The organism is Aestuarium zhoushanense, assembly GCF_056431045.1.
The window spans coordinates 173655-196757 of sequence record NZ_JBWKMA010000001.1 but is presented as its reverse complement, the minus strand read 5'-3'; the positions used below and the strand labels follow the sequence as shown (position 1 = coordinate 196757).

Here is a 23103-nt window from a genome sequence, read left to right as displayed (position 1 = left end):
AAACATCAGATAAGCCCGGTTTCTGTTGCAATCCGCTTGAGCGTATGCAGGCCGAGGGTCTGATACAACAGCGGGTTCCGCACTTCGGGGTCCTGCTCTGCCTCAATCACGATCCAACCGTCGTAATTGTTATCCGCAAGGATCTGCAGGAGCGGTTTAAAATCAACGCCGCCCTCCTGATCGCCCGGCACGGTAAAGGCGCCCTGAACAACCCCCTGAAGGAACGACAGACCCTCTGCGCGCACCTTTGCGGTGATCGTAGGACGGATGTTTTTCGCGTGGAAGTGACGGACGCGACCAACGTGTTTGGTCAAAACAGCCACAGGATCACCACCGCCGAATGCGCAATGACCCGCATCGAACAGAAGATGCGTTGCGGGGCCAGTTGCGGCCATGAAGGCGTCGATTTCCTCTGGGGACTCAACAATCGTGCCCATGTGGTGGTGATAGACCAAGGTCACGCCCTCACTCGCCAGATACTGCGCGAACTCCTCGAGCTTGGCACCAAAAGCCACCATTTCATCGGCGGTCAAGGTCGGGCGGTCATTCACGGGCAGGTCCGAGCCGTGGATCGCATTCGAGGTTTCACAAACGATGCACACCTTGCAATCGTTGTGCTTCAGCTTCGCAAGGTGACCCTGCACCGCTTCGATCTCTTCGGCCACAGACTGAACCAAGAGGTTCGTCGAATACCAGCCAGAGATAAATTTCAGGCCATAGCCGCCCAAGAGCGATTTCAGCTCTGCTGGGTCATTCGGCCAACGGTGGCCGTTTTCAATACCGTCAAACCCGATCAAACGGCCCGCTTCCTCGAGAATACGGTCGGTCGAGATAGTCGCACCGATGGTCTGGTCGTCATCATTGGCCCAAGCGATCGGGTTTGTACCGAACTGGATCATTATTAGTCACTCCGAAAGGGCACATCGCCCGAATAAGTCTGGAGCAGGAACCACCCTGCCCCAATTCTTTCTCTTTGATCAGTTCACAAGGTTCTGACGTTTCATGTTTTGGACATAGCGATCCCGCGCGTCCGACATTCTGTCGTTGCTCGGCACCTCAGGAATTGCCACGTCCCACCAGCTGCCGCCGCCCGCTTCACCGGGGCCGTGCATCGGGTCGGTATCAATCACGATCACGGTTGGAATATCGCGCGATTTCGCAGCCGCCAGATGTGCCTCAAGATCAGCAATCGACTGTGCCTTCACCGCGTGCGCACCCATCGATGCGGCATGCGCCACAAAGTCGATCGCAGGTTGGGTTTCAACGCGGCAGTCTTTGTAAAGGTTGTTAAACTGCTCACCGCCCGTGCCCATCTGCAGGCGGTTGATACAACCAAACCCACGGTTATCGGTCAGCACCACCGTGAACGGAACACGACGCATCACAGCCGTCGCCAGTTCAGAGTTCGCCATCATATAGGACCCATCACCCACAAAGCACACAACGTCACGCTCAGGTGCTGCGAGTTTGACACCCATCGCGCCCGCGACCTCATAGCCCATGCAGCTAAAGCCATATTCCATATGATATCCACCCTGCGGCGACTGCCACAGCAGCTTGAGCGCACCAGGCATCGTGCCTGCCGCACACATCGCAATGGTTGCCTCGGATGAGGTCCGCTGAACCGCACCGATCACTTCGCAATCCATCGGCAGGTAACCCTCACCGCCCTTGCGATCCGCGCAATGCGCATCGACCTTTGCCAACCACTCCGCCCGCACAGCAGGCTTCGCGTTCGACGCCGAATACCCCGCCAAAAGACCCGTCAGTTTCTCAAGCGCGACCTTTGCATCCGATACCAGCGGATAGGCACCGTGTTTCACCGCGTCATAGGCCGCAACGTTGATCGACACCAATTTACGGTTCGGGTTTTCAAACAACGACCACGACCCCGTAGTGAAGTCTTGGAAACGGGTGCCGACACCGATCACGAGATCGGCCTCTTTGGACATGATATTCGCAGCCTCAGAGCCATCAACGCCAGACGCACCGTAGTTCATCGGATGTGATTGCGCCAAGGCCGATTTGCCCGCTTGCGTCTCAACAACGGGAATACCGAATTCGGTCGCAAAAGCGCCAAGCATCTCTTCGGCCTCGGAGTAGATCACGCCACCGCCCGCAACGATCACAGGCGACTTTGCCGCTTTGATCAGGTCCGCAATCTGCGCCAACTCAGCCGCATCGGGCTCTGGACGGCGCACGCGCCAGACCTTGGGCTCAAAGAACGCTTCTGGGTAATCATAGGCCTCCGCCTGCGTGTCCTGACAGAAGGACAGGCACACAGGACCACAATTCGCAGGATCGGTCATCGTCGCCAAAGCACGCGGCAGCGCGGTCATGATATGCTCAGGACGCGAGATACGGTCGTAGTAGCGCACCACAGGACGGAAGCAATCATTGGCCGAGATCGTCCCGTCCTCAAAGCTCTCGATCTGCTGCAGTACAGGATCAGGACGACGGTTCGCAAACACATCACCTGGAATGAACAGCACAGGGATACGGTTCACATGCGCCAGCGCCGCCGCCGTTACCATGTTGGTCGCACCTGGTCCAATCGACGAAGTCACAGCCTGCGCACGTTTGCGCTTGAGCGTCTTCGCATATGCAATAGCGGTATGCGCCATCGTCTGTTCATTCTGTCCACGCCAAGTCGGCATAGTGTCGGCGGCATTGTAGAGGGCCTCCCCCAGACCCGCGACGTTACCATGGCCAAAAATACCCCAAACACCGTCGATATAACGGTCGCCATCTTCGTTGAACTGTACAGAAAGCCACTTCACCATGGCCTGTGCGGCAGTCAGTCGGATTGTTTGTGTCATGCGTTTCCTCCCGCTTTGACGCGCGCTGCGTCCCAAATCTTGCACAGGTTGGTATAGCGCTCAGCCATTTGAGCAATAGCCTCTGCATCTGTCATCGCGCCCTTCATCCAAGCCCGCGCCGCATCGCCAAAGATCGTCCGACCAACCGCGAACCCACGCACCAGCGGATAGCTGGCCGCAACCTCGAACGAGGCGCTCAGTTCGGCCTCAGGCGCATCCAGACCCAGCACCACGATGCCGCGGGTATAGGGGTCGTTTTCTTCGATCGCGTTGATCGCATTCTGCCAACCCGCATGGGTCTTCATCGGCTCCAGCTTCCACCAATCTGGGTAAACGCCGATCTCATAGAACCGACGGATCAGGGTCGCTGTCGTGTCGTCAGTCACAGGCGCCACCTTCGACGGGATCACCTCAAGCAAGAACTCCAGACGGTTCCGGCGCGATGCCTCAAACAGACGCTTCACCGTCGCTTCTTGCTGGGCTTGCATCTCTGCATCGTCATCCGGGTGACAGAAACACAGAACCTTCACCACGTTCTCTTTGGCCCATTGGTTCAGACCACCAAAGTCCGACCCCAACTCAGGCTCAAGCGTCAGCGGGCGCGATCCCGGCCATTCAACGGGACGACCAACCCACAGACCCGAACCCGAGGCCGCGTGCAGCGCATTCCGCCCAATGCGGTTGTCGCAGAGGATACCATACCCCCCCTGCCCGTTCTGAACCTGCTGCGCGGCCTTCAGGCACAGTTCTTTGAACTCGCCACCCCGCGCGAGGGTATACCCCTCCATCTCTTCAAGCTGCATACGGTGGTCAAACGCAAACACCCGCATTGTCGACCAATCACCGTGACGGTTCGTCGACCAGTGGATCTGCTCCAGCTCTGCATCATTGCGTAGGTCAGGCTGTTTGATACCCCGCTCAAAGAAGAACTCCAACTCTTCAAGCGACGGATAAGCAGGTGTGCAGCCGTGACGCGACACAGCAAAGGCACCACAAGCATTCGCGTATTTCAGCGCCGTCGGCCAATCCTCACCGTCGAGCCAACCCTTCATCAAACCAGAGAAAAACCCATCGCCCGCGCCCAAGACGTTGAACACTTCAATCGGGAAGCCCGGACCCGTTTGCCCCTCATCAAGGCTGTCCGGAATATCGCCCTCAAAGGCCACAGCGCCCGCCGCACCGCGTTTGCACACCAGTGTCGCGTTCGACACCTTGCGCACAGCCCGCAGCGCCTCGATCGTGTTGGTCGAACCGCCCGCAATGTGGAACTCTTCCTCGGTACCGACAATCAGATCAAAGAAGTGCAGCGAGGTTTGCAGCTTCGCCGTCACCGCCGCACTCTCGACAAAGCGGCTCTCACCGTCGCCATGCCCCGCCACGCCCCAAAGGTTCGGACGGTAATCAATATCCAGAGCCGTTTGCGCACCGTGCTTGCGCGCCAATTCCAGCGCCTTAATCACCGCAGCTTCGGTCTTTACGTTCGACAAATGCGTGCCCGTCGCCAGAACCGACCGCGCCGAGGCAATGAACGCCTCGTCAATATCATCCTCACACAGAGCCATATCCGCACAGTTTTCCCGATAGAAAATCAGCGGAAACTGCTCTTCGTCGCGAATGCCCAGAATAACCAACGCCGTCAGACGCTCAGGGTCCGTGATCACCCCATCAACATTGACGCCCTCGCGCACAAGCTGCTCGCGGATAAACCGACCCATGTGTTCATCGCCAACACGGGTGATCAACGCAGACTTTAGACCCAAACGCGCCGTTCCGCAGGCAATGTTCGTTGGGCTGCCACCGATGTACTTCTCAAACGAACCCATGTCCTCAAGACGGCCGCCAATCTGCGTCCCGTAAAGATCAACGCCAGCACGGCCAATCGTAATTACATCAAGTGTCTTCGTCATTTATCTCTGCCTTTCAGAACACCGCACAAACGACGTCCGATGTTGTTCGAGCCCATCAAGAACAAACTCATAGACCTGAGGCCCTCAGCCAAAACCAAGGGCCACAGGTCGGAGGATTACAGTCTTACTGCTTGGCCCGTTTGTGCCGACTTCAACGCAGCCTCAGCAAGTTCGAGCGCTTTCAAACCGTCATGACCTGTGGTCGGCGTCTCTGCACCCTTCGCGACAGCATCAACAAAAGCCGCGATTTCGTTGGCATAAGCCGCCGTGTAGCGCGACATGAAGAAGTTCAGCAGCGGCGGCTGTTTGAAGCCTTCACCGGTTGCGATTTCGATATTGGCTTCTGCGGTGTTCTTAGCAGCCGCCATGCCTTTGGACCCATGAACCTCAATACGCTGATCATAGCCATAAGTCGCGCGGCGCGAGTTGGTGATGACAGCTTGCTTGCCCGTAGCAGTACGCAGAATGACGTTTACGCTGTCATAGTCGCCCAGAGCACCAATCGCTGGATCAACAAGGTTCGACGCCTGCGCCATGACGGTTTGGATTTCTTCGCCCAGCAACCAACGCGCCATGTCGAAGTCGTGAATGGTCATATCGCGGAAAATACCGCCCGACACTTTGATATATTCAGCCGGCGGAGCGCCCGGGTCACGCGAGGTGATTGTCACCATTTCAACGTCACCCAACGTGCCGTTATCAATCGCCGCTTTCACTGCCATAAAATCAGGGTCAAAACGACGGTTAAAACCAACCATCAGCGTGGTGCCCTCGGCCTTAACGATTGCGATCGCTTGCTTGACGCGTTCAACGTTCAGATCAATCGGCTTCTCGCAGAACACAGCCTTCCCGACTTTGGCGAATTTCTCAATCAGATCAGCGTGGGTATCGGTCGGTGTGCAGATGACAACCGCATCGATATCGTCAGAGGCCGCAACCTCATCAATGGTGCGTAATTCGCAACCGAATTTCTCTTGGGCGGCTTTGGCTGCTGCCTCAAACGGTTCCGCGATCGCGATCAGTTCTGCGCCATCGACAGAAGCAATTGCGCGGGCATGCACCTGACCAATACGGCCAGCGCCAAGGACAGCAAAACGTAGGCTCATTCTTTCCTCCGGTTCCGGATGCTCGCCGGAAACTAATGTGGGTCGTGTCGGACCTCCACCGCGTTGAACAACCTGCGGAAGGGGGTCTGGATTACTTTATTCTGTTCCAAATCATAGCTTACCTAAATCGTTTCAGGAAAGGTCAACAATGATATGAGTCTTAGGACAGGCGATGGTCTATCCACCGCCTGCGTCACTTACTAGACGTCTTCGAACTCGGCGCCTGTTTTTGCGCCGGTGATATAGGCGACGACGTCTTGTGGGTCGGTGTCTTTGACGTTGAGGTTCGCGCAAATGCGGCCACGGCGGAACACAACAATACGGTCCATGAGGTCAAAGACCTGACGCATGTTGTGGCTAATCAAAATCAACGGCTCACCCTGTTCTTTGAGGGTGCGGATGATGTTTTCAACCTGCGCCGTTTCCTGCACGCCCAAGGCCGCTGTCGGTTCGTCCATGATCGTCAGCTTCGAATGGAACGCCGCCGTGCGCGCGATGGCAACACATTGGCGCTGACCACCAGACATATTGCGGATCGGGTTCAGGATGTTCGGGATCTTCACACCCGTCTTGACCAAGCCCCCCATCGTCGCTTCGCGCATCGCTTTGTTATCGAGGATCGAGAACGGCCCGAGCTTGAATCGGACCTTTTCACGGCCAAGGAACATATTCGACGGCACGTCCAGATCATCAGCCAGAGCGAGGTTCTGGAACACGGTTTCAATCCCAGCTTCACGCGCCTCAATCGGCCCCGCAAAATGCACAGGTTTCCCGTCAAAGATCACTTCGCCACGAGTGCGTTGTTCTACAGCCGTGATCTGGCGCACAAAGGTGGATTTACCGGCCCCGTTGTCGCCCATGATGGCCACGTGTTCGCCCTTGCGGATCACAAAGTCCGCGCCTTCCAGCGCATGCACGCCGCCGTAGTGTTTCGTCAAACCACGAGTTTCGAGGATGATATCGCTCATGTTTCGTCCTCCTTACAGGCGCGCTGCGGCGCGTTGCTGACGCCATTGGTCGAGAACAACAGCCCCGACGATGATCACGCCTTTGACCATTTCTTGGTAATAGGCATCGAGACGCAAGAAGGTGAAACCAGAGATGATCACCCCAAAGATCAGCGACCCCAGCACAGTACCGATGATCGACCCACGGCCACCCGAAAGGGACACGCCCCCGATAACCGTCATCGCAATTGCATCGAGTTCATACATCACGCCCATGCCCGCTTGTGCAGTCAGGTTTTTCGACGACAGCACGATGGCAGCGAGGGCCGCAAGCGAGGCCGCGATTGTGTAGACCAGCACCTTATGGCGATCGACCTTGATGCCCGACATGCGCGAGGCTTGTTCGTTCGAACCGATTGCGTAGGTGTGTTTGCCGTAAACGGTATATTTCAGGATCAGGTGAAACAGGACGGCCAGCGAGAAAAAGATCACCACAGGCATCATGCCCGACCCGATAGTCGCATAGCTTTCGGTCGGGAAAGAAATCGGCTGACCCTTGGACCACCACTTGGCCGCGCCACGTGCCGCAACCATCATGCCCAAGGTCGCAATAAAAGGCGGAATTTTCGTGTAGGCGATCAAAGCACCGTTCACAATCCCAGCCGCGATCCCGACGAACAAGCCGATCAACACAGGGACAATCACCGGCAAATCCGCGACACCGTCGAACATCAGTTTGGGGTTCACCATGCCGTTGACTTCAGCGACCTGAGCAAAAGACATAGAGATCATCGCCGTCAGACCCACGATGGATCCAGGGCTCAGGTCGATCCCCCCAAGGATAATCACTTGCGTCGACCCCAGCGCGATAATCCCAATAATCGACACCTGAAGAATGATGATCTTCACACGCTGTTCGTTGAAAATGCTGTCAAACCGGCCGTCGGTGTCGAACAAAAGGCTCTGACCTTGCAGGATCATGCCAAGCACTTCGAACACCACAACAATCAGAATGAGCGCAAAAAATACGTTCCATTCAGGTGCACGCGCCTTCTTCTTATCATCAAACACAAGCCCACCAATGCCGTGTGCAGAATTCGCCATTTCTAATTGCTCCTAGTCTTTATGGATCGCCCGTCAGAGCGAAAGACGGAACAGGAGGCCCCCGTTCCGTCGATAAGATCGAAAAAACCGACCTTAGTTTTTCGAAGTGTAGTCACCGATGTTTGCCGGGGTCACCAGCTGGAACGGGATGTAAACCTTCTGGTCGACGCTCTCACCACGTGCCAGTTTCAAAGCCGCGTCGAGCGAACCAGCGCCCTGACCTGCTGCGTCTTGGAACACGGTCGCGTCCAAATCACCCGCTGCCATTGCCAGCAGAGCGTCCTGAGTTGCGTCGATACCTGCTACAACTACGTCATCCATCGAAACGCCCGCCGCTTTGAGAGCTTGGATCGCACCGACCGCCATTTCGTCGTTGTTCGCGATGACGCCGTCGAATTCAGCGCCGGTCGACAGCCAGTTGGTCATCAGGGTTTGTGCCTGATCACGCGACCAGTTTGCGGTCTGTTCGTCCAGAATGTTCAAAGTCACAGCGCATTTGCCTGCAGCAATCACATCATGAATGTCTGCCGTACGCTGAACGGCAGCTTGGTTCGACAGTTCGCCCATCATGACATAAACGCTGGCTTCGGTCTTGCCAGCTTCTGCGAACAGACGGCAAACTTCGATGGTTTGCAGAGTGCCCGATTCAACTTCGTTCGACGCAACGAACGCTTGGTTGTCTGGCAGCGTGTCGACGTTGATCGGCTGGCGGTTTACGAACACCAGCGGAACGCCAGCAGAGGCAGCAGCGTCAGTCAGTGCCTGAGTTGCCGAGGTATCAACAGGGTTCACGATGATCGCGTCAACGCCAGACGCGATGAAGTTGTTGACCTGATCGAGCTGCTTTGCCACGTCGTTCTGCGCGTCTTCTACCTGAAGATCAACGCCTTCCATGCCGTCAGCCATTTCGATCATACCGTTACGCAGAACGGTCAGAAAGTTGTCGTCGAACAGAGCCATCGATACGCCGATGTTCTCTGCCATTGCGGTGGTGGACATAAGAGCGGTTACGCTAGCAGCGATAAGGGTCTTTTTCATTATTTCCTCCCATTAGGTGTCCGGCGCACCCTGATACATGCCGGATTTGACCTCCCTCCAGAGGTCGTTCACTCAGACAGATGCAGTGACCTGTGAAGAGATGAATTCGAAAGATTTCTTTAGCTCACCAAACGGGTCCGCCATGGACTGCGTCACGGGTGAGAAGCACTCATAAGAAATGGGGCCATCGTAACCAGCCGCCAAAAGTGCTGCGATTTGATCTACGTTGCCGAGACGATCGTTTTCATCGACCAGAACACGGTGCTCGTCTTCCATTTCCGCAATCGCCAGCGATGGATCAACCACAGCCGAGATATGAACAATTCCCGTGTGCTCTGGGAAGATCGGTCCCCCCTCAGCGAGAGTATGGTGGAACGTGTCATGCACGATTTTAAACTGGTTCGTTGCATTGAGCGATACGATGGTGTCGATCAATTCCTGCTTGGACCGAAGCGACGACCGCAAAAAGCCGAGCGGTTCAACCAGCGCGACCATGCCAGCATCCTCAAGCATCGGCTTGATCTCTTTCAGCGCAATCCGAAGGTTCGCCTGCCGCTCACCATTGGCGTTTTGCGTGCCATCGTTGCGTGGGATCAGGCTAATCGTTTCCGCACCAGCGGCCTGCGCAGTCGCGATAAGTGCGCGCACTTCGGCAGCAATATCGTCGGACCAGCTATTGAACGGATAAACTTGGCTCAAACCAACAAGACGAACGCCTTTGTCACGTGCCAGCGCACCTGCATCCGCAGCATCCATGCCGTCAAACAGAGGGCGAGCAATATCGTTCCGGACCTCTACGCCGACACAGCCAAGCGATTTAGCCAAATCCAGAAAATCAGCATACCCGACATTGGGCACGGTCATGTGGTTAAGCGCGAACTTCATTTTTCCTCCAAACCGGCACGACCCAATGGGCAACCGGAACTGAGGAGACGGTGACTTTTGCGCGCGATTCCGTCAATGCATCACGCCATTTTCAGGTCACAAATGACGTTTTTCTGCACATGCTAAATGACGTATTTACGCCATTAAAGCATCTCTGGCAGCACGATCCTTGGCTCTAAAAAGTGCTGACTTGCCGTATCATCGAGATGCCCCGCACTCTCTGAAATCATCAGCCCAATCAAGTCACTACACAGCTGCGGAAGGGGCGTTCCTATCACCATTGTGACATACCCATCCAACAGCCCCGCACGGCTTTCTGCGGTCAATTCATTCACAACCAATTGCACCTGCCCTGGCTCCGTCGCCTCGCGCATGGCAGCAATTGCGCCTTCCATACCACCGCCCGCAACATAGATACCGCGTAGATCTGGATAGCGTTCGATCAAATCGAGCGTCGCCTCATAGGTCACCTGACGCGCCTCTAGATTCACCAACGTATCTACTACAGTGAACTCAGACGCATTTTCACGGACGTATCCGCGGAACCCAACCTCCCGAAGATCATGTCCGTGCCACCTATTTCCACCCACGAAAATGGCCAACCGACCAGGCAGTTTTGCAGAGCGCGTCAGCATCCAAGCTGCGCTTCTACCTACCTTCATATTGTTTATTCCCAGATAGTTACGCCGAACACCCTGAGCAAAGTCATTCAACAACGAAAAGGTTGGAACCCCCTTTTGCCGCAATCCTTCAACGACCTGATTCAGTTTTTGATGATTGACCGCAGCACAGGCCAAAGCATCAACGCGTTCCCCAACCGACTGGATCAACTCTGCAAATTCTTCGGGTGATTGTGACTGCGCGAACCGGATCACAGCATGGCCGCGCACATCCGTCCGGGCAGCAACCGCATGTTCAATCTCACGTGCAAAATTCTGATAGAATTCGTGCTTTTCCTTCACCAGAACAAAGCCGAACTTTTTCTCGGGCGCGACGGTATTTAACCGATGATCGAAAAGCCCACGAGCGTGATAGCCAATGCGATGCGCAGCATCTGCAATACGGCGCAATGTATCTTCGCGGACAACCGCCCGACCATTCAATGCACGGTCCACAGTGGTGACGCTCACCCCAGCTTCACGCGCAACATCTTTGACAGTCGGACGATTGCTCATTTTATTTTCCCTCATCACTTTGGCAATAAGGGGTGATGTATTGAAAATAAAACGTCAACAGAAAACGCATATATGACGTAAAAACGTCATGCACTTAGGGACTCACTCCAATCCGCGAACGAACGCATCAAACTCGTCATCCTTGATCGTTACGGAATGTTCCGCCGCGGGATAAGTACCCGTATCCACGTCTGCCCTAAACTCGGCAAAGGCCGCGATACGTTCAGCCTGCAGCCGACCCATTTCAGACCGAAAATCACGGTAGGTTTTGGCATGGCGCGGCTTGTGGCCTCGGGTGTAGCCCAGAACGTCCTCGGCAAAGAGATACTGCGCATCGGCGTATGGCCCTGCCCCCATCCCCAACAACACGAGGTTCGTGCGTTTGGAAATCTCCAGCGCTACGCGATCAGGCACGACCTCAAGTTCGACACCAAAGACGCCGATCTCTTCCAGGGTTTTGACATGCTCAAACACGGCCAACGCGCTCTTCGCGGTCTTGCCAACGGCTTTGAACCCACCCGTCCATGTGGCCTTAGACGGGATCAGCCCCACGTGGCTGACGACAGGGATGCCATCATCGGCAATCGCCTTGATCGTGCCAAAGGACGACGCGCAATAGACGCAGTCGCCGCCGATTTGCATGACGCGATGAGCGGCGCGCAGATAGTCCTCTTGCGTTACCAGTTGGCCATACAGCAGTCCAACCTGGACAAAGCAATCGCCCGCGGCTTCGCGCATCTCGGGCGTCCAGACGGGGTCGATGATCGACAGCATATCGATGCCAGCTGCCGCTGCCGCTGCCGCCTCATCAGGCGTATCGACAAACAGCATAGAGAGCTGACGCTTACCCTTTAGCGCGCGGATATCCGCGACCGTTGGGCGTTTGTGATAAAGTCCCATCCGATCAGACCTCGATCCAAACGCGATCGCCTTCGAGCTTCACCGCATAGGTGTTCAGGTTCACGCAAGCCGGAGCCCGCATCGCTTCGCCCGTGCGATAATCAAAGGTTGCGTTGTGTTTGGGACATTCGATTTCGTATTCCATGACCAAACCGTTTTCGAGGTGGACATCCTCGTGGGTGCATTTTCCATCGGTACAGAAATATTCGTCATCAGGTGACCGATAGATCGCATAGGTTTTGTCGCCGTGATCAAAACGGATCAGGTCTTCTTTGTCGATGTCGTCGATTGCGCAGGCATCTACCCAAGGCATGTGTGTTCTCCCCAGAAAAGTCGTGTTATTCAGCCGCACCTAGGGCGGCGGTATGGAATTCCTCGCGGTATGGCTTGGCCGAAGCTGGCAGCGCACGCAGGAGGAAGTAATCTTCGTTTTTCATCTGACGCCACAGGGCCGGAACCATCTCTGCCAATGCGGCAGGAATAGAAGGGTTCGGTGTCGGCAGGTCATGTTTGATCTTCGCATGCAGCTCAGGCAGGCGGTGATAGGGCACCATCGGGAACATGTGATGTTCAACGTGATAGTTCATGTTCCAATAGATGAACCGCGACACAGGATTCATGTAAACAGTGCGCGAATTCAGACGGTGGTCGATGACGTTGTCCGCAAGGCCGCCATGCTGCAAAAGACCCGTCATCACATGGTGCCACGCCCCATATAGACGCGGCAGACCGATCACCATCAATGGCAGGATCGATTGCATCCAGACGGCCAAGCCTATGGTTGCCGCATAGATCAGCACCCAAATACGCGCGACACGTATAACCTTGTGATATTCCGTTTCAGGGATCCAAGTCGCCTCTTCGGCATCGATTTGGCCCGACGCGTTCTTAAGCACTCGAAGCCAACCATTAATGCTGTCCAGAATCCCAAAGACGTTCAAAACCAGCTTTGCGAACTCGGTCGGGCGCATGATCGCAATCTCGGGGTCGCGGCCCACGATCACCGTGTCAGTGTGATGACGCGCATGGCTCCAACGCCAGGTGTGCGGGTTTCGTACCATGCAAAAGCTTGCGATCTGATAAATGACGTCATTCATCCAGCGCGTCTTGAACGCTGTCCCGTGCGAGCACTCGTGCCAGCGGCTGTCCATCGCAGAACCATACAGAACGCCGTAAGCCAGCCAGAACGGAATCGACCAAGCTGTGGGCCAGAGATAAATAGCGATGACCGCGAACAAGGCCATGCTCCCAAACAGAACAATCGTGTCGCGGATCGCAGGGCCATTGGACCGCTGCATTAAATCCTTCATTTCCTTGCGGGGAATGTCGGTATGATACCACTCAGCCGCAGCCAAGCCGGACTCGACCGCACGGCGGGCATCTTCTCCCAACATTGAATAATCGCGTTTACCCATTCAGACCTCCCTTGGGCTCATTTCAGGGACGCTACGCGATGAATTTCGATATTCTAAGTTTTCAACATTGATTATCTATCAAAAGCTATCAAATATGACCGCCAATTTGATAGGTTTTTATCATGACCAAACGACCAACCTTAGCCGACATCGCAACCGCCGCCGGCGTCGGCATCGCAACCGTCGACCGCGTTCTGAACAACCGCGCACCTGTGCGGGACGATACCGCAAGACGGGTTGCCGAAGCTGCCGAAAAACTCGGCTATCATGCACTTGGCTTCATCACCGCGCGGGATCAGCGAAGTCTTCCTGCCATGACGTTTGGCTTTGTCCTTTCGAAAGAAAAACAACCTTTTTACCAGAACCTCGCCCGCGAGATCGAAGCCGCTGTCTCGGCCCGTAGAGACATTCGCGGCAAGGCAAAAATCACCTTTGTGCGCGCCACGACGCCCGAGGATTTTTGCTCTGCAATCAAAGGCCTTTCCGAACAATGCGACGCCGTTGCCGGAGCAGCCTTAAACCACCCCCAAGTGACCCGCACAGTGGCGGAAGCTGCTGCCAAAGGTGTCCCGTTCTTTTCCATCCTGAATGACTTTGCCGAACCCTCACGCCGCGCCTACTATGGAATGGATAACATGAGGGTAGGTCGCCTCGCCGCTTGGATGCTTGCCACTAAAATTCGCCAATCAGGCAAGGTCGCAGTTTTTGTCGGCGGCAGTCGATGGCATGGGCACATCCTTCGCGAAACAGGATTCGTCAGCTACTTCCGCGACAATGCACCTGACCTCCAAGTCTTGGACCCCTTTGTAAACCTCGACACGCGACAGATTACCTATGAGGCAACGCTCGATCTCTTGTCGCGCCATTCCGATCTACGCGGCATCTACGTCGCAGGCGGAGGCATTGAGGGCGCGATTGCCGCACTTCGTGAAAGCCGACCTGCAGGGAAAATCGCACTCGTCGGGAACGAACTCACCGATGATCGACGCGCTGCGCTAAGCGACGGATACATGACGATGGTAATCTCGACGCCCCTTGAAACGCTGTGCCGCAACTTGGTCGATCACATGATCAAGGCTGTGCTTGGAGAACCAAACCTTCCAACGGGCCCACAGATATTAGATCCTTTGCTATATTTGCCAGAGTCCGTTTGATCCCCAAAACCACCACTGGAATATCCAGAATGCCCCATCATCTTTTGGCGCGTTGGCACTTTGGCAAAATACAAAGCATTTCGTACAGAAGGTTTGCCCCAATCAGCGCAGTGTTTCCGCTAGGATCATAAGGCGGGGACACCTCAACAAGGTCACCACCAACAACATTCAGCCCCGCACAGCCGCGGATCAGTTCCAATGCTTGCCATGTCGTTAGACCCCCGATTTCAACTGTCCCCGTACCCGGCGCAAAGGCTGGGTCGAGGCTATCGATATCATAGGTTATATAGGTCGGCGTATCGCCAATCTCTTTGCGAATACGGTTGATCAACGGTTTAAGAGACTGTCCCCAGCATTCTTCGGCCTGAACAACAGTCCAGCCCTGCCGACGCGACCAATCAAAATCGTCAGCAGCATAGCCCGTACCCCTCAAACCGATCTGATAGACCTTTTCATTGTTCAAAAGGCCCTCATCAAAGGCGCGGCGGAACGGCGTCCCGTGGGCGATCTTTTCGCCGAACATCTCGTCGTTGATGTCAGCGTGGGCATCGATGTGGATCAGCGCAACAGGGCCGTGCTTTTCAGCGATGGCTTGCAGCACGGGATAGGTCAGCGTGTGGTCACCGCCGAGGGTCAGTGGCACGACATCATGCTTTAGCAAATCACGATAAAAGTCCGCGATGCGCTTGACCGTGTCCTTGAGGTCGAACGTATTGATCGGAACGTCACCAATATCGCCGACCTGCATGTGATCAAACGGTGCCGCACCCGTTGCCATATTGTAAGGGCGCAACATGCTAGACTCCGCACGGATCTGACGGGGACCAAACCGCGTACCGGATCGATTGGACGCGCCAATATCCATCGGAATACCCACAAAACATGCGTCTAGCCCGCTTGTATCGTCGCACGCAGGCAACCGCATCATTGTGACTGGGCCGCCGAAACGAGGAACCTCATTCCCACCAAGGGGCTGATTATATTTATGGTCCACGCTGCCTCCTGAGGGTTTTGTCAAAACCCTAGCCACTCACTCTGCGCGGCTCAAGACAGTTAAGTCGGACGGCTTGCCCATTACTCTCTACACAAGCAACACCGACTCTAATCATTGAAGCTTCGTGGGCTAGGACCGCGAAAACCCGCGGTCCTATTTTTGGATGAACAGACCTTACAGAAGTTCAACAGCCAGCGCTGTCGCCTCGCCACCGCCGATGCAAAGCGACGCAACGCCTTTCCTCAGACCACGGGCCTGAAGCGCCGCGATAAGCGTGACGACGATCCGCGCGCCCGAACATCCAATAGGATGGCCCAAGGCACAGGCACCGCCGTTTACGTTCACCTTTGCATCATCAAGCCCAAGATCGCGGATGGCGGCCATGGCTACGACGGCAAAGGCTTCGTTGATTTCAAAGAGGTCGACATCATCCACGCTCCAGCCGACTTGGGTCAAAACCTTTTGGATCGCAGGGATTGGGGCCGTAGTGAACAGCGACGGCGCTTGCGCATGGCCCGCGTGTCCATGGATGACAGCGATCGGCGTAAGGCCCATCGCGTCGGCTTGCGATTTGCGCATCAGAACCAACGCAGCAGCACCGTCCGAAATTGACGAAGAGTTCGCCGCAGTCACAGTGCCGCCGTCACGGAACGCAGGCTTCAATGTTGGGATTTTCTCGGGCCGCGCGCGACCCGGTTGTTCATCGATCGTCACATCCCCAACCGCGACGATCTCACCATCAAACGCACCCGTATCGATCGCAGTCTTTGCACGGTCCAGCGACCGCAGCGCATAAGCATCCTGCTCCTCGCGCGTGAAGCCGTAAGCGTCGGCGCATTCTTCGGCAAAGGTGCCCATTGCGCGGCCTTTATCATAGGCATCCTCAAGCCCATCGAGGAACATGTGGTCCATGACCTTGCCATGCCCCGCACGATACCCTGTCCGCGCTTTTTCCAAGAGATACGGCGCGCCCGACATGCTCTCCATCCCACCAGCGACGACAATATCAGACGAACCCGCCTTGATCATGTCATGGGCATTCATGATCGCCTGCATGCCCGAACCGCACACCTTGCCCACGGTCTGACAGCGCACGTCCAGCGGAAGGCCAGCACCCATCGATGCCTGACGCGCCGGTGCTTGACCCAATCCTGCAGGCAACACGTTCCCCATGATGACCTGATCAACTTTATCCGCAGCAATGCCCGCGCGGGCAACAGCGGCAGCGATTGCACTCGCACCTAGGTCAGGTGCCGCGATTTTGGACAAACTGCCCATAAAGCCGCCCATCGGTGTGCGGGCCATACTTACGATGACGATCGGGTCCATGAGATGTCCTTTTCTAGTCTGTCCAAATTTGCGCCATGTTGGTGTCCTTCATCGCCCAAGTCTAGGCCCCTGCCCCGATCTGTGACAGCCCGTCGCGGCAGGCCGCAGCGCGCAACATTCTCAACGCCAGACCACATTGCACCGTTGTAGCGACACAGCCATCGCGCTACGAATTTAGCAAAGAGATACACAACGTCACTACGCTATTGCGCTGCTGATTTTCATAGCCGGAGACTACCCATGACCACCTCTTTCAAGCAGCGACTTCAGACGCCCGCGATGATCCCTGCCGCTTGGGTCGAACTGGGTAGCCCAGACATCGCCGAAATCCTCGTGCGACACGGATGGGACACCATCATCGTAGACGGAGAACATGGTCGTGGCGAACTGGAAGATTGGGTAAACGTCTCCCGCGCAATCGAAGCCTGCGGCGGCACGGCCATCCTGCGCCTTCCCGAAGGAAACGATACGCTGATCAAACGCGCACTCGACCGCGGGTTCCGAAACTTCATCGTCCCGATGGTCAACACCCGCTCTCAAGCCGAACGGGTCGTGTCCGCGTTTTATTATCCGCTCAAAGGCCACCGTGGTTATGCGGCCTCTATGGTACGCGGATCACATTGGGGCGCTCGAACAGACTACGGCCTTGTTGACTCTTTCAATGAGATCACGATCATCATCCAGTGCGAACATGTTGATGCTGTAAATGATATTGATGACATCATGTCGGTTGAAGGCATTGACATGATCTTTATCGGCCCGAACGACCTTGGAGCGTCCGCGGGTCATCTCGAACATCTGGATCACCCAGAGGTGCTGGCCCTGCTCGAAAAGATCGAAGCTGCATCGAAACGCCACAACATGCCGCTCGCAACAGTACCCAGCGCGGGACGCGGCTGGAAGGAACTCAATGCTCTTGGGTATCGTTTGGTCGCTGGTGTGAACGACGTCTCAATGCTGGTCGAAAGCGCGCATCGAAACTTGACCGAAGCCACCGGTCAAATCCTAACGCCGACCAAAGCCTACTGATTTCAGAAAACACCTTTTCAGATGGCAACGGCGCTCTAACTATATCGCGTATTGGTTGATCAAAGAGCCGTTGCTGCGCATGTTTCGTTTGATTTCTGCAATCGTCCTCTTAGCTGGACCCACAATGGCCCAAGACACGGTCCAGACTGCAGGTCTACCCAATCCCGTGGTGATCGGCGAGGCCAGTCTGGGCCTAATCGGCATCACCGCTTATGATGCCCGCCTCTATACACCGTCTGGCGCAGCCTTTGATTGGGCCGCACCGATGGCGTTAGAGCTAGACTACAAACGCGGGTTTTCGGCTCAAGATTTGATACGCGGCACCGAAGCCGAATTGCGCCGTATTGAAGGGGACCCCGACGACATTCAAACTGTCATATCGGTCCTATCAGAATGCTTCTATGATGTCGGAAAAGGCGACAGCTACCTAGCCGTCGGGCAAGCTCCTGATGAGATCGAACTGTGGCGCAACGGCACCCAAACCTGCACCGTCACATATCCCGATATTCGTAAACGGTTCCTCTCTATTTGGCTGTCAGATGACAGTCGGTTCACCTCTCTGTCGAGAAAGCTACGCGGACTATGAATGGCTATTGGCGTGTTAGCCTGTTCGCAATGATGCTCGCCTCGGCGGGCTTGCCGATTTACATCCATCTCCCTCGGTTTGCAGCAGTTGAACTCGGCCTAAATCTGGCGACAGTGGGGTCTATAGTGATGGGCATCCGCATCTTTGACTTTGCCCAAGACCCAATCCTCGGCCGCATCATTGACCATTGGCGCGGCCCTCGCCGAAGGCTTGCAGCCATCGCACTAGGAATGATGGCGCTCGGTTTTGTGCTCTTGTTTTCCGTGACGCCTGTTTTCGATACGCGCCTCTGGTTGATCGCAACCTTGGTGCTCGTGTTTTCGGGCTACAGCTTTGGTGCGATCCTTTTATACGGCGATAGTGCAGCACTTGCAGGGTCGACGGATCCAAAGGACCAACTACGCCTCGCCACCTACCGCGAAGTTGGACTGATCGCAGGCGTCATTTTTGCAGCCGTTGGACCAGTTGTGCTGAACGATGGTTTTAGACTTTTCGGCTGGGCCCTCGCAGCGCTTATCATCCTGTCTTACCTCGCGACGAAAAACTTATGGGATCGACCAGCCACACCCCCTGCTCCCTTTGACATCCGCAAGCTATTGATGGCAGGCGGTGGCTGGCTTCTCCTCCTCGCAATCGTAAACAGCCTGCCCGTCGCCATCACTTCGACCCTATTTCTGTTCTTCGTTGAAGATCGCCTGATGCTCCCTAATTGGTCGGGCGGATTGCTCATCCTGTTCTTTGCCGCGTCCGGCCTCGCCATCCCTGTCTGGAGCCGCCTCGCCCGTCACTTTGGCGTCCGTCCAGTCTTGCTGAGCGCAATGCTCCTGTCCGTATCGACTTTCATTGGAACGGCGTTCTTGAGTACTGGTGACGCAATCCCCTTCGCCATCATCTGCATCGCGTCAGGCGCAGCGGTTGGCGCTGAATTGGTGATCTTACCCGCTATTTTTGCATCCCTCTTGGGCCGAGCGGGGATTGCGACAGGCCAATCGTTCGGGCTGTGGTCTTTTGCAACGAAGCTATCGCTGCCTTTGGCAGCAGTGATGGTTTTACCTGCCCTAGATGTCGTCGGGTTTGTTCCTGCAGGCGACAACTCGGACATCGCCCTCGACCGGCTCACCCTGCTCTACGCCGTGTTGCCCTGCGCACTAAAAATAGTGGCCGCGGTGACCCTTTTGATCATGCCAAAGCACGTCACCAATCCGCCGCTAGACTAAAAAGGGCGGCACCAACTGGGCCACCCATTGTCATTTTATGCCTCAGCTGTTTCAGTGATCACTTCGGCGAATTTGGTAAAGAACGCACCCGCGAGCTTCTTCGCCGTGCCTTGAATCAAACGACTGCCAAGCTGGGCAAGCTTCCCGCCGATCTCGGCCTTCGCTTCGTAGGTCAGCATGGTTTTACCGTCGACCTCGGTAAGCGTCACATCCGCGCCGCCCTTGGCGTGGCCCGCGGCACCACCGTTCCCCTGCCCCGTCAGCGAAAACGCATCTGGGGCACCCGATTTATCAAGCGTTACGTTACCACTAAACTTTGCCTTCACGGGCCCGATTTTCAGAACCACTTTGGCTTCAAGTTCGGTGTCAGAATGCTGAATCAATTCCTCACAGCCTGGAATACATTGCTTGAGGATCTCTGGATCGTTCAAGGCGGCATAAACGCGATCTTTGGGGGCATCGATCAGAATTTCGTCTTTGAGTTCCATCAGTGTGTCCTTTTCAACAACAGGGGAATTTCACGGTCGCCAAAACTGCCGCCTGTTCTGGCGTCAGAGGGCGAGGTTTCACGGCATCTACCAACCGCTGAAGGGTGGTTTTCTCGGTCGGGGTCGGATCAGACATTGTCGTCCTCCATCCGATGTTTTGCGCGGCGCAATTGCGTCAGCTGGGCAAGGATCGACAGGGCGATCTCGTCTGGTGTGACCGCATCAATCGCGAGACCCGCTGGGGCTTGAACACGGCTCAAAACAGTCTCTGTTACACCTGAACTTTGCAATTTTTCAGACAGCGAGGCCCACTTCTTGCGGCTCGCTACAAAGGCGATGTGTTCGGCATCCGTTGCCAACGCAGCCGTCAGCGCAGCCATGTCGTCTTTGCCTTGGGTGGCCACAACGATCATGCGACGTGCGCCCTGCGGCAGCGGTTTAGCCCCGTCCTCTGACGTCACGGTTTCGACCGACCATTGAAACCGCGGCGCGAGGCTGGCGAGCGCACGTGCGACAGGCGACACGCCGTAAATGAACAGTTCAGGCATCGGCAAAACGGGCTCCACAAAGATATCGAGCGACCCTTTGGACGGGCATCCATTGCGGGCGTACCGTACGCCATTCACCTCTGACCCTGCCTCAACCGACAGATCAGCCAGCACTTCGGCGGGGGCTAAAGAGATCAACTGAGGATCGCCCAGCTCCAGCGCCTTGATCGCCGCTTTGGTCAGGGCAGAACGGACACATCCGCCGCCAATCCAGCCCTCAATGATCTGGCCCTCGTGGTTCAGGATCGCCTTCGCACCGGGTTTCGCTGCCGTCAGCCCGACCGTTCGAATGACGGTCGCGATGGCGTAGGGTTCGCCCCGCTCGGACAGCGATTGTGCGAGGTCTTGTAACGTCGTGTCAGAGAATTTAGCGGTCATCATAGGCGCATTAACTCCGGTTCGAGGGCGGCAAGATCGGCCAGCCTATTGGCTGGACGAAAGAGATCAACGTAGGGAAGCGCAGCAGCCATGCCTGCTGCAACGGGCTCGTAATCCTTCCACCCTTTCAATGGGTTGAGCCAGATCACCTTGCAGCCGCGCTTCTTCAAAAGGCGCATCGCCTCGCCCAATTCATCGGCAGAGCCAGTATCGTAACCGTCCGACAGGATCATCACGACCGTCCGACCGTCCACAAATTTACGGGCATAGGTCCGTGCGAATTGCATGAGGGACGCGCCGATTTTTGACCCCCCGCCAAAACCATCGGCGAGCACAGACAGACGCCCCAATGCCCGCAATGGATCACGGTCGCGCAGAGCCTCGGCGATCCGCACAAGACGGGTGTGAAACAGATAGGCATCCGCCGTATCATCCGACCGCATCAGCCCCGCGATGAAGGCCAGAAACACCTGCGCATAGAGCGTCATCGACCCCGACACATCGCAAATCGCCACGATCTTTTGCGGCCGATCAGGGCGGGATTTCTTGGGCAACCGAATGGGCTCGCCGCCCGTCTGGAGGCTCTGCCGAATAAGCTTGCGGAAATGGATACGGTCACCCTTTTGCGCAGCTTTGCGTCGCCGTGACCGACGATGCCGCAAGGCAATGCCAAGCCTGCGGGCGATCTCTTCGGCCTCGCGGATGTCGTCAGTCTGCACCACATCACGCAGGTCGCGCTTCATCTTTTGGCGCAGGGTCGTGGCGACGAGTTTACCTTCGCCATCGGAATCCGCTTCGCCATCCGATCCGTCGGGGGCGGTGGCCTCTCCCCTGCCACCGCCCGCCTGTTCGCCCTCAGCCGAGCGCGAAGAATGAACGCTATCCGACAAAGTGTTGAGCGATGGCATAACCCGCTCTTTCACCTTGCCCTCGTTCATCCAGAAACTATCGAAAAGGTCATCAAACCGCGCGTTTTCTTCGGCACAGCCCGTAAGAACCGCCTTGAGCGCACAGCGCGATTGGGTCGGGTTGTGAGCATCAACCTGTGTCAGAGCCGTCAGCGCGGCTTCGGCCTCGCTCACCCCGACGCGAAGCCCGTTGTCCCGTAGATGCGACATAAACCCTGCCATCCGCGCAGAAGGCCCAGCATCGCGGCCAGAGAATTTCGTGACCCGCGTCATGCTGCCTTCCCCGCGAGCCGCTGTGTGATCTCGGTCGTGATGTTAAAGCGGTCACTTTCTGTCTTCAAAAGCGTCGCCATCGTCGCCTGCAGGATCACAGGATCATGGGTTAGGTCATTCACGCCAAGCCCGATCAGAGCCGCCGCGAAGTCGAGCATTTCTGCAATGCCGGGCGTCTTTTCCAATTGCTCTTTGCGCAGGCTCTGAACAAAACCGATGATCTGATTGGCAAGCTGCGCCTCGACCTCTGGGCAGCGCGCCTTGAGGATCGACAGTTCAGTCTGACGGTCAGGGTAGCCGACGTGCGCATAAAGACACCGCCGCCGCAAAGCGTCCGACAGGTCCCGCGTGCCGTTGGCAGTCAGGATCACGATTGGGCGCGATTGGGCTGTAATAGTGCCTAATTCGGGGATCGTAATTTGAAAATCCGATAGGATTTCGAGGAGGAACGCCTCAAACTCTTCGTCCGCGCGGTCGATTTCATCGACCAGCAAAACAGGCGCCTTATCCTGACGGATCGCGGCTAAGAGCGGGCGTTCTAGCAGGAACTCTTCGGAAAATATCCGTGCTTCAACCTCTTTTGCTGTGCCACCATCAGCGGCAGCGCGGATCGAAAGTAGCTGCTTTTGGTAATTCCATTCATAGATGGCTTGTGACGCATCCAAACCCTCATAGCACTGAAGGCGGATCAGTTTCGTATCTTGAACCGCGGCCAACACCCGCGCAATCTCTGTCTTGCCGACACCTGCCGCCCCTTCGAGCAGCAGCGGACGCCCAAGGGCGAGCGCCAGATGAACGGCCATCGCCAGATCATCAGAGGCAACATATCCCTGTTCCGCCATAGCGGTTTTGAGTGCGGTGCAATCCATGACTTCAACCCATCAAAGGTGGGCCGCCCCATGA

At 56.1% G+C, this 23103-nt stretch carries 23 protein-coding genes; 4 read left to right on the top strand and 19 right to left on the bottom strand.

Translation table 11 applies throughout. The annotated features are described in order from the left end of the window. Positions 1-5: 5 nt before the first annotated feature. From iolE to AC07ED_RS00835, 12 genes are all read right to left on the bottom strand, one after another. Positions 6-899 carry a myo-inosose-2 dehydratase gene (iolE, locus tag AC07ED_RS00890; RefSeq protein ID WP_105236685.1) on the bottom strand — a complete coding sequence of 298 codons (894 nt, stop codon included), beginning with the start codon at positions 897-899 and terminating at the stop codon, positions 6-8. A 78-nt stretch (positions 900-977) separates the two neighbouring features. Then, complete coding sequence (gene iolD / locus AC07ED_RS00885) at positions 978-2819, bottom strand: 3D-(3,5/4)-trihydroxycyclohexane-1,2-dione acylhydrolase (decyclizing) (protein ID WP_105236684.1); 1842 nt, start codon at positions 2817-2819, stop codon at positions 978-980. Continuing rightward, positions 2816-4726 carry a bifunctional 5-dehydro-2-deoxygluconokinase/5-dehydro-2-deoxyphosphogluconate aldolase gene (locus tag AC07ED_RS00880; protein ID WP_105236683.1) on the bottom strand — a complete coding sequence of 637 codons (1911 nt, stop codon included), beginning with the start codon at positions 4724-4726 and terminating at the stop codon, positions 2816-2818. Before AC07ED_RS00880 ends, iolD begins: the two co-directional genes overlap by 4 nt. A gap of 116 nt (positions 4727-4842) precedes the next feature. After that, positions 4843-5832, bottom strand: coding sequence for an inositol 2-dehydrogenase (gene iolG, locus AC07ED_RS00875; RefSeq protein WP_105236682.1), 990 nt, complete (start codon positions 5830-5832; stop codon positions 4843-4845). 200 nt (positions 5833-6032) lie between these two features. After that, positions 6033-6800: an ATP-binding cassette domain-containing protein gene (locus tag AC07ED_RS00870; RefSeq protein ID WP_105236681.1), complete on the bottom strand. Its 768-nt coding sequence runs from the start codon at positions 6798-6800 to the stop codon at positions 6033-6035. A 12-nt stretch (positions 6801-6812) separates the two neighbouring features. After that, a complete protein-coding gene (locus AC07ED_RS00865; RefSeq protein WP_105236680.1) occupies positions 6813-7883 on the bottom strand; it encodes an ABC transporter permease in 1071 nt (356 codons plus the stop codon). 93 nt (positions 7884-7976) lie between these two features. After that, a complete protein-coding gene (locus AC07ED_RS00860; protein ID WP_105236679.1) occupies positions 7977-8921 on the bottom strand; it encodes a sugar ABC transporter substrate-binding protein in 945 nt (314 codons plus the stop codon). Positions 8922-8993: 72 nt separating this feature from the next. After that, positions 8994-9806 carry a TIM barrel protein gene (locus AC07ED_RS00855; RefSeq protein ID WP_105236678.1) on the bottom strand — a complete coding sequence of 271 codons (813 nt, stop codon included), beginning with the start codon at positions 9804-9806 and terminating at the stop codon, positions 8994-8996. Between the two features lie 143 nt (positions 9807-9949). Beyond that, complete coding sequence (locus tag AC07ED_RS00850) at positions 9950-10996, bottom strand: LacI family DNA-binding transcriptional regulator (protein WP_478241667.1); 1047 nt, start codon at positions 10994-10996, stop codon at positions 9950-9952. Positions 10997-11083: 87 nt separating this feature from the next. After that, on the bottom strand, positions 11084-11881 hold the full coding sequence (locus AC07ED_RS00845) for a 3-methyl-2-oxobutanoate hydroxymethyltransferase (protein WP_105236677.1): 798 nt from the start codon (positions 11879-11881) through the stop codon (positions 11084-11086). Positions 11882-11885: 4 nt separating this feature from the next. Continuing rightward, entirely contained in the window at positions 11886-12194 is a 309-nt protein-coding gene (locus AC07ED_RS00840; protein WP_105236676.1) for a MocE family 2Fe-2S type ferredoxin, read from the bottom strand. Positions 12195-12219: 25 nt separating this feature from the next. Continuing rightward, the gene (locus tag AC07ED_RS00835) at positions 12220-13296 is read right to left on the bottom strand and encodes a fatty acid desaturase family protein (protein WP_105236675.1); all 1077 of its coding nucleotides are present in this window, start codon (positions 13294-13296) and stop codon (positions 12220-12222) included. Between the two features lie 122 nt (positions 13297-13418). On the opposite strand from AC07ED_RS00835, the gene AC07ED_RS00830 reads away from it, so the two are divergent. Continuing rightward, entirely contained in the window at positions 13419-14450 is a 1032-nt protein-coding gene (locus AC07ED_RS00830; RefSeq protein ID WP_105236674.1) for a LacI family DNA-binding transcriptional regulator, read from the top strand. A gap of 37 nt (positions 14451-14487) precedes the next feature. Here the strand turns inward: AC07ED_RS00830 and speB are convergent, their stop codons facing one another. Together speB and AC07ED_RS00820 are read right to left on the bottom strand one after the other, a co-directional pair. Beyond that, the gene (speB, locus tag AC07ED_RS00825; protein WP_105236764.1) at positions 14488-15378 is read right to left on the bottom strand and encodes an agmatinase; all 891 of its coding nucleotides are present in this window, start codon (positions 15376-15378) and stop codon (positions 14488-14490) included. A 240-nt stretch (positions 15379-15618) separates the two neighbouring features. After that, on the bottom strand, positions 15619-16773 hold the full coding sequence (locus AC07ED_RS00820) for an acetyl-CoA C-acyltransferase (RefSeq protein WP_105236673.1): 1155 nt from the start codon (positions 16771-16773) through the stop codon (positions 15619-15621). A 240-nt stretch (positions 16774-17013) separates the two neighbouring features. Between AC07ED_RS00820 and AC07ED_RS00815 the strand changes: the two genes are divergently transcribed. The 3 genes from AC07ED_RS00815 (at position 17014) to AC07ED_RS00805 (ending at position 19605) form a co-directional block, all read left to right on the top strand. Next, positions 17014-17802, top strand: coding sequence for an HpcH/HpaI aldolase family protein (locus tag AC07ED_RS00815; RefSeq protein ID WP_105236672.1), 789 nt, complete (start codon positions 17014-17016; stop codon positions 17800-17802). A gap of 124 nt (positions 17803-17926) precedes the next feature. Next, positions 17927-18388: a chalcone isomerase family protein gene (locus AC07ED_RS00810; RefSeq protein ID WP_478241663.1), complete on the top strand. Its 462-nt coding sequence runs from the start codon at positions 17927-17929 to the stop codon at positions 18386-18388. After that, positions 18385-19605: an MFS transporter gene (locus AC07ED_RS00805; protein WP_105236670.1), complete on the top strand. Its 1221-nt coding sequence runs from the start codon at positions 18385-18387 to the stop codon at positions 19603-19605. Before AC07ED_RS00810 ends, AC07ED_RS00805 begins: the two co-directional genes overlap by 4 nt. A 35-nt stretch (positions 19606-19640) precedes the next feature. Here the strand turns inward: AC07ED_RS00805 and AC07ED_RS00800 are convergent, their stop codons facing one another. Genes AC07ED_RS00800 through AC07ED_RS00780 form a run of 5 tightly spaced genes read right to left on the bottom strand, consistent with a single transcriptional unit; the run spans position 19641 to position 23069 of the window. Further along, positions 19641-20093, bottom strand: coding sequence for an SRPBCC family protein (locus AC07ED_RS00800; protein ID WP_105236669.1), 453 nt, complete (start codon positions 20091-20093; stop codon positions 19641-19643). A 13-nt stretch (positions 20094-20106) separates the two neighbouring features. Next, a complete protein-coding gene (locus tag AC07ED_RS00795) occupies positions 20107-20229 on the bottom strand; it encodes a hypothetical protein (RefSeq protein ID WP_290245416.1) in 123 nt (40 codons plus the stop codon). Beyond that, positions 20222-21019, bottom strand: a complete 798-nt coding sequence (locus tag AC07ED_RS00790) for an XdhC family protein (protein ID WP_478241659.1) — start codon at positions 21017-21019, stop codon at positions 20222-20224. The genes AC07ED_RS00795 and AC07ED_RS00790 overlap by 8 nt, the downstream gene beginning before the upstream one ends. Then, positions 21019-22200, bottom strand: coding sequence for a vWA domain-containing protein (locus AC07ED_RS00785; RefSeq protein ID WP_105236667.1), 1182 nt, complete (start codon positions 22198-22200; stop codon positions 21019-21021). Before AC07ED_RS00785 ends, AC07ED_RS00790 begins: the two co-directional genes overlap by 1 nt. Next, positions 22197-23069 (bottom strand): AAA family ATPase, encoded by an 873-nt coding sequence (locus tag AC07ED_RS00780; RefSeq protein ID WP_105236666.1) that lies wholly within the window; start codon positions 23067-23069, stop codon positions 22197-22199. The genes AC07ED_RS00785 and AC07ED_RS00780 overlap by 4 nt, the downstream gene beginning before the upstream one ends. Positions 23070-23103 lie beyond the last annotated feature (34 nt).

What these genes read in the sequence shown, in the direction of transcription:
- AC07ED_RS00850 (WP_478241667.1), bottom strand. Translation starts at nt 10,996, where the DNA reads ATGAGGGAAAATAAAATGAGCAATCGTCCGACTGTCAAAGATGTTGCG.
- AC07ED_RS00800 (WP_105236669.1), bottom strand. Translation starts at nt 20,093, where the DNA reads ATGGAACTCAAAGACGAAATTCTGATCGATGCCCCCAAAGATCGCGTT.
- AC07ED_RS00790 (WP_478241659.1), bottom strand. Translation starts at nt 21,019, where the DNA reads ATGACCGCTAAATTCTCTGACACGACGTTACAAGACCTCGCACAATCG.
- iolG (WP_105236682.1), bottom strand. Translation starts at nt 5,832, where the DNA reads ATGAGCCTACGTTTTGCTGTCCTTGGCGCTGGCCGTATTGGTCAGGTG.
- AC07ED_RS00855 (WP_105236678.1), bottom strand. Translation starts at nt 9,806, where the DNA reads ATGAAGTTCGCGCTTAACCACATGACCGTGCCCAATGTCGGGTATGCT.
- iolE (WP_105236685.1), bottom strand. Translation starts at nt 899, where the DNA reads ATGATCCAGTTCGGTACAAACCCGATCGCTTGGGCCAATGATGACGAC.
- AC07ED_RS00835 (WP_105236675.1), bottom strand. Translation starts at nt 13,296, where the DNA reads ATGGGTAAACGCGATTATTCAATGTTGGGAGAAGATGCCCGCCGTGCG.
- AC07ED_RS00795 (WP_290245416.1), bottom strand. Translation starts at nt 20,229, where the DNA reads ATGTCTGATCCGACCCCGACCGAGAAAACCACCCTTCAGCGGTTGGTA.
- AC07ED_RS00845 (WP_105236677.1), bottom strand. Translation starts at nt 11,881, where the DNA reads ATGGGACTTTATCACAAACGCCCAACGGTCGCGGATATCCGCGCGCTA.
- AC07ED_RS00805 (WP_105236670.1), top strand. Translation starts at nt 18,385, where the DNA reads ATGAATGGCTATTGGCGTGTTAGCCTGTTCGCAATGATGCTCGCCTCG.
- AC07ED_RS00830 (WP_105236674.1), top strand. Translation starts at nt 13,419, where the DNA reads ATGACCAAACGACCAACCTTAGCCGACATCGCAACCGCCGCCGGCGTC.
- AC07ED_RS00780 (WP_105236666.1), bottom strand. Translation starts at nt 23,069, where the DNA reads ATGGATTGCACCGCACTCAAAACCGCTATGGCGGAACAGGGATATGTT.
- AC07ED_RS00880 (WP_105236683.1), bottom strand. Translation starts at nt 4,726, where the DNA reads ATGACGAAGACACTTGATGTAATTACGATTGGCCGTGCTGGCGTTGAT.
- AC07ED_RS00815 (WP_105236672.1), top strand. Translation starts at nt 17,014, where the DNA reads ATGACCACCTCTTTCAAGCAGCGACTTCAGACGCCCGCGATGATCCCT.
- AC07ED_RS00810 (WP_478241663.1), top strand. Translation starts at nt 17,927, where the DNA reads ATGGCCCAAGACACGGTCCAGACTGCAGGTCTACCCAATCCCGTGGTG.
- iolD (WP_105236684.1), bottom strand. Translation starts at nt 2,819, where the DNA reads ATGACACAAACAATCCGACTGACTGCCGCACAGGCCATGGTGAAGTGG.
- AC07ED_RS00865 (WP_105236680.1), bottom strand. Translation starts at nt 7,883, where the DNA reads ATGGCGAATTCTGCACACGGCATTGGTGGGCTTGTGTTTGATGATAAG.
- speB (WP_105236764.1), bottom strand. Translation starts at nt 15,378, where the DNA reads ATGATGCGGTTGCCTGCGTGCGACGATACAAGCGGGCTAGACGCATGT.
- AC07ED_RS00870 (WP_105236681.1), bottom strand. Translation starts at nt 6,800, where the DNA reads ATGAGCGATATCATCCTCGAAACTCGTGGTTTGACGAAACACTACGGC.
- AC07ED_RS00860 (WP_105236679.1), bottom strand. Translation starts at nt 8,921, where the DNA reads ATGAAAAAGACCCTTATCGCTGCTAGCGTAACCGCTCTTATGTCCACC.
- AC07ED_RS00840 (WP_105236676.1), bottom strand. Translation starts at nt 12,194, where the DNA reads ATGCCTTGGGTAGATGCCTGCGCAATCGACGACATCGACAAAGAAGAC.
- AC07ED_RS00785 (WP_105236667.1), bottom strand. Translation starts at nt 22,200, where the DNA reads ATGACGCGGGTCACGAAATTCTCTGGCCGCGATGCTGGGCCTTCTGCG.
- AC07ED_RS00820 (WP_105236673.1), bottom strand. Translation starts at nt 16,773, where the DNA reads ATGGACCCGATCGTCATCGTAAGTATGGCCCGCACACCGATGGGCGGC.